The sequence below is a fragment of the Isoptericola sp. NPDC060257 genome (genome assembly GCF_042726645.1).
GTDB lineage: Bacteria > Actinomycetota > Actinomycetes > Actinomycetales > Cellulomonadaceae > Isoptericola > Isoptericola nanjingensis.
On record NZ_JBHXAW010000357.1, the window covers coordinates 1 to 3,853 of the forward strand.

The 3,853-nt window shown below is 71.7% G+C and carries 4 protein-coding genes; 2 read left to right on the forward strand and 2 right to left on the reverse strand.

The annotated features are described in order from the left end of the window. A partial coding sequence (locus tag ACFWEK_RS19880; protein ID WP_430555160.1) for a SufE family protein occupies nucleotides 1-301 on the reverse strand: 301 nt, incomplete at its 3' end. A 101-nt stretch (nucleotides 302-402) separates the two neighbouring features. After that, the gene (locus ACFWEK_RS19885) at nucleotides 403-1,329 is read right to left on the reverse strand and encodes a sulfurtransferase (RefSeq protein WP_430555161.1); all 927 of its coding nucleotides are present in this window, start codon (nucleotides 1,327-1,329) and stop codon (nucleotides 403-405) included. Between the two features lie 431 nt (nucleotides 1,330-1,760). Between ACFWEK_RS19885 and ACFWEK_RS19890 the strand changes: the two genes are divergently transcribed. Then, nucleotides 1,761-2,300, forward strand: a complete 540-nt coding sequence (locus ACFWEK_RS19890) for a nucleoside deaminase (RefSeq protein WP_430555162.1) — start codon at nucleotides 1,761-1,763, stop codon at nucleotides 2,298-2,300. Between the two features lie 27 nt (nucleotides 2,301-2,327). Next, nucleotides 2,328-3,818 (forward strand): NCS2 family permease, encoded by a 1,491-nt coding sequence (locus ACFWEK_RS19895; protein WP_430545002.1) that lies wholly within the window; start codon nucleotides 2,328-2,330, stop codon nucleotides 3,816-3,818. Nucleotides 3,819-3,853: the final 35 nt, after the last annotated feature.

Below are 3,853 nucleotides of genomic sequence, written 5' to 3' on the forward strand. Positions count from 1 at the left end.
CCGAGAGGCCGGACAGCCCCTGGGCCAGGATCGACGCGAACCCGCGCGTGGTGGGCGCCTCCTGCGGGGCGGTCGCGTAGAAGTGCACGACGTCGCCGTCGACCTCCGCGAACGCGCGCACGGGGGACTGGCACTCCTCGACCGCCTCGAGCAGGCCGGGCGCGCTCTCGTACCGCGGGGGCAGGCCCGGCAGCTCGCGGGAGAACTCGAGCAGCAGCTGCAGCCGGTCGCGCTCGGGCAGGGCGAGGAACTCCTCGCGGATCTCGGCGAGCGGCTCGGGCAGGGTGGCGGCGTCGGTCATGGTCCCAGTCTCTCGTAGGGAGCCGGACGCCGGTCGAGCCGGTCCGGACCGCGGATGGGTCCGGACCGGCTCGAGCGCGGCGCCGTGGCTGGTCGGGCGGGTCAGGCAGCCTGCGCCTGCTTGACGCTCGCGGGGACCTCGCCGGGCTCGGCGCCCGCGACGATCGGCACGCGCACGGCGTTGCCCCACTCGGTCCAGGAGCCGTCGTAGTTGCGGACGTCGTCGATGCCGAGCAGGTAGCGCAGCGCGAACCACGTGTGGCTGGAGCGCTCGCCGATGCGGCAGTACGTGATCACGGAGTCGCCCGCCGTGAGGCCGAGGCCGCCCTCCTGGTAGATCGCCTCGAGCTCGGCGCGCGGCTTGTAGGTGCCGTCCTCCGCGACCGCGGTGGCCCAGGGGACGTTGCGCGCCGACGGGATGTGGCCGCCGCGCAGCACGCCCTCCTCCGGGTAGTCCGGGATGTGCAGGCGCTCGCCGGAGAACTCCTGCGGGGAGCGGATGTCCACCAGGGGGCCGTTGCCCAGGTGGTCCAGCACGTCCTCCTTGAAGGCGCGGAAGGTCGAGTCGTCGCGCTCGACGACGGGGTAGTCGCCGCGGGCGGGGGACGGCACGTCGGTGGTGAGCTCGCGACCCTCCGCCACCCACAGGTTGCGGCCGCCGTCGAGCAGGCGGACGTCCTCGTGGCCGAACAGCGTGAAGACCCACGCGGTGTACGCGGCCCACCAGTTGTTCTTGTCGCCGTACAGCACGATCGTCGTGTCGCGGGAGATGCCGCGGCTCGCGAGCAGGTCGGCGAAGCCGGCGCCGTCGAGGTAGTCACGCTCGACGGGCTGCAGCAGGTCGGTGTGCCAGTCGATCTTCACCGACCCGGGGATGTGGCCGGTCTCGTAGAGGAGGACGTCCTCGTCGGACTCCACCACCACCAGGCCCGGGGTCTCGAGGTTCTCGGCGAGCCACGACGTCGTCACGAGGCGCTCGGGGTGCGCGTACTCGGCGAGGCGCGGCGTCGGGTCGGTGGGTGCGGGCATGGTTCCTCCATCTGTGCGGCGCGGAGCGCGCCGGGCGCGGCGGGTCGTGGCCACTCGGGTTCGTGGACACTCTAGGAACAGGCGGACCTGCCGCGACAGTCCGTGTCCATCATGTGGGACCACGATGCGAGACGGCGTTCATCGCGACGAAACGCCCGCGATACGGAAATGTGATTCCGAAATTCTTGTGGTGTCCGTCACCGAGTGCTAGCGTCGCGAATGCCTAAGGCGGGCCCGGGCCGCGCGGACGTCGACGTCGACTCCCGCGCGGTGATCGACGAGATCGATCCGACACCGGCAGCTATCTACCAGGCGGCATGAAGGACAACTCGCCTGCAGCGACCCGCCGAGCGCCCGGTCTCCACCGGGACCTCGAGGGGCCGACGGACCCGAGCACCCGGGGGCCGCTGCCCGAACCGTGGAGACTCACCATGGACCGCAATGCCGTGATCAACACCCAGGCACCCAGGACGGCCGTTGCTCCCGCCGTCCGTCCGGCCGCAGCCCACCTCGAGAAGGCCGTCTCCCTGGCCGTCGACAGCGTGGCGAACGCGGGCGGCCCCTTCGGAGCCGTCGTCGTCACCCGTGACGGCCGCGTCATCGAAGGCAACAACCGCGTCACCCAGGACAACGACCCCACCGCGCACGCGGAGGTCACCGCCATCCGGCGGGCCTGCGCCGAGCTCGGCACGTTCGACCTGTCGGGGGCCGTCCTCTACTCGAGCTGCGAGCCGTGCCCGATGTGCCTCGCGTCCGCCCTCTGGGCGCGCGTGGACGCCGTCTACTTCGCCGCCGACCGCCACGACGCGGCGGCCGCCGGGTTCGACGACGCCGTGTTCTACGACTTCTTCGCCGCGACACCCGAGACCCGGGCCGCCGGCGGGGTGATGACCGTGCGCCACGAGCGCACCGGCAGCGCCGTCGCGCCGTTCGACGCGTGGCGCGTCCTCGAGACCCGCATCGACTACTGACGCGCGGGCCGGAAAGGACACAAGGACGTGACCATCCTGGGAACCCGGCGGGACACCGCCGAGAACGACAAGACGCCCTCCACCGGCGCCCGCCGTGGCGTGCTGGAGCGGCTGTTCAAGATCACCGAACGAGGCTCCACCACGGGACGCGAGATCCGTGGCGGCCTGGTGACCTTCTTCGCGATGGCGTACATCGTCATCCTCAACCCCCTGATCCTCGGCGGCACGAGCGCCGAGAACGCCCCCACCGACGTCGCGGGCGGGTGGCTCGCGACGGCCCAGGTGGGCGCCGTCACCGGCCTCGCCGCGGGCGTGCTGACCATCCTGTTCGGCCTCGTCGCGAACCTGCCGTTCGCGCTCGCGGCCGGGCTGGGGATCAACTCGTTCCTCGCCGTCGCCGTGGTCGGCGACGTCACCTGGCCCGAGGCGATGGGCCTCGTGCTCATCAACGGTCTGCTCATCGTGCTGCTCGCCGTCACGGGCGCGCGGTCGGCGATCTTCAACGCCGTCCCGCGCCAGCTCAAGGCGGCCATCACCGTCGGCATCGGCCTGTTCATCGCCTTCATCGGCTTCGTCGACGCCGGCTTCGTCACCCCCACGGAGGGCGGCCCGCCGGTGCAGCTCGGCGACGGTGGGTCGATCGCCACCGTGCCGACGATGATCTTCGTCCTCGGCCTGCTGCTCATGGGGATCCTCGTGTCCCGCGGGGTCAAGGGCGGGCTGCTCATCGGCCTGGTCGGGACCACGATCGTGGCGATCGTCGTGGAGGCGGTGCTCCGGCTCGGGCCCGCGAGCGACGACAACCCGGGCGGCTGGCACCTGTCGGTGCCCGCGCTGCCGGACTCGCTGGTCTCCGTGCCGGACCTGTCCCTGCTGGGCCAGTTCAGCTTCGGCGCCTTCGACCGCATCGGGGCGCTCGCGGCCACGATGCTCGTGTTCACGCTGTTCTTCACGAACTTCTTCGACGCGATGGGCACGATGACGGGGCTCGCCAAGCAGGGCGGGCTCGCCGACCAGGACGGGAACTTCCCGAAGATCAAGTCGGCGCTGGTCGTCGAGGGCGTGGGCGCGGTCGTGGGAGGCGCGACGTCGTCGTCGTCGAACACCGTGTTCGTCGACTCGGCGGCGGGCGTGGGCGAGGGGGCGCGCACCGGCCTGGCGTCGGTCGTGACGGGTGGCCTGTTCCTGGTCGCCATGTTCCTCACGCCGCTGACCGCCGTCGTGCCGATCGAGGTCGCCAGCGGCGCCCTCGTGGTGGTCGGCGCGATGATGATGCGGGAGATCAAGGAGATCGACCTGGGCGACTTCTCCGTCGCCCTGCCGGTGTTCCTCACGGTCGTGACGATGCCGCTGACGTACTCCATCGCCAACGGGATCGGGATCGGCTTCATCACGTGGGTGCTGCTGCGCTTCGCCTGCGGACGGGCGCGCGACGTGCACCCGCTGCTGTGGGTGGTCGCCGCGGGCTTCCTCGTGTACTTCGTGCGCGGCCCGCTCTCGGCGGCGCTCGGCGCCTGACGGCAACGCGGGGCCGTAGGAGCCCAGCCGTGACC

What these genes read in the sequence shown, in the direction of transcription:
- ACFWEK_RS19885 (WP_430555161.1), bottom strand. Translation starts at nt 1,329, where the DNA reads ATGCCCGCACCCACCGACCCGACGCCGCGCCTCGCCGAGTACGCGCAC.
- ACFWEK_RS19890 (WP_430555162.1), top strand. Translation starts at nt 1,761, where the DNA reads ATGGACCGCAATGCCGTGATCAACACCCAGGCACCCAGGACGGCCGTT.